At 55.8% G+C, this 1,239-nt stretch carries 1 protein-coding gene; it reads left to right on the top strand.

Annotated elements, in window-relative coordinates; genetic code table 11:
- The first annotated feature begins 174 nt into the window (after positions 1-174).
- Positions 175-957, top strand: coding sequence for a XamI family restriction endonuclease (locus ACM9ME_RS15385; protein ID WP_415644338.1), 783 nt, complete (start codon positions 175-177; stop codon positions 955-957).
- The last annotated feature ends 282 nt before the right edge of the window (positions 958-1,239 follow it).

Consider the following 1,239-nt stretch of genomic DNA (forward strand, 5'->3'; position numbering starts at 1 on the left):
CTCGGCCTCCTTCAGGATGCCAATGATCTGCTCTTCCGTGAAATGCTTCCGCTTCATCTGTCCGTCCCTTCGAGGGGCCGGTCTCTAGTTCCAACTGGATGAAGAAACGGGGGTCACGTCAAATCGGATGCAGAAGATTGGAAGGTTGCGCTTTGGGAAGCGAGACGCATCGTTATCGCTTTTCTTCGTGCCTCCCACTTTCTCTCCGATGTTTCATGCGCTCTCCAGAAAAGCGGATCGCATACACTCGCATTGCGACAATTTCTCGCGCCTCCAATCAGCCAAGATCAATTTAAACTGATATGCCCAAGCTGGCCGAAATCGACGGAAAAAAGTGGTGCAGCTGTGGCAACTGCCGCGGCAGATGCCGTGGCTGCGACTTTTGCCGACCGCCGATCGAGGCGACTTACGCACTGGCTCGATAGAGGGCGCGATGCGACGCTAGTAGAGCTGGCCACCTCGATTGGAGCAGTTGCCCCCTTAATTGCTAGTCAGCGGATACTCACCGCCCGGCGGAATCGCCTGTCCTACATTCAGGAACAGGCTGTCACGCACCTGCTGGAATCTCAAGACTGGACTCGAATACAGAGTAGCGTTGTCTCTACTTCGGGCCAACTTCCCGCTCGATCTTTCATGTACAAAACTCGATTTGCTAGCGGGGCTAACGAAAACCAAGAGGTCGATGTGGCCTGTGGACTCGGCGGAACCGTCATCTTGGCCATGGAATGCAAGGTGACCAACGACGAGACAAATTCGGTCAAGCGGATCAACGACGTGCTGAAGAAGGCTTCAGCGTGGAAAGAACATTGGGGGAGGTTTGTGAAGCCAGCAGCCCTTTTACAGGGCGTCATCAAATTTGGGGATGTGCAGCGCCTGATCGACGCCGGTGTGGAGGTGTTTTGGTCGCACCGCCTCGACCTTTTCACCGCTTGGATCGCTGCAAACGAACGTCGCTAGGAAGGGGTTGGCAACAAACCCCTGTCCTACACCCCCCAACCCGTCATACATACCCGACCCTCTTTTGTTCCCGGCGAGTCGCCGATGGGGAGGGTATGATGACGATCCACACACCAATCGAATCCGAAACCACGGCGGCGGTGCCGCGTGAGCTGGCCGTGACGTGACCCCCGTTTCTTCATCCAGTTGGAACTAGAGACCGGCCCCTCGAAGGGACGGACAGATGAAGCGGAAGCATTTCACGGAAGAGCAGATCATTGGCATCCTGAAGGAGGCCAATGA

Origin of the sequence: Sphingomonas antarctica (assembly GCF_965137005.1) — a bacterium.
Lineage (GTDB): Bacteria > Pseudomonadota > Alphaproteobacteria > Sphingomonadales > Sphingomonadaceae > Sphingomonas_O > Sphingomonas_O antarctica.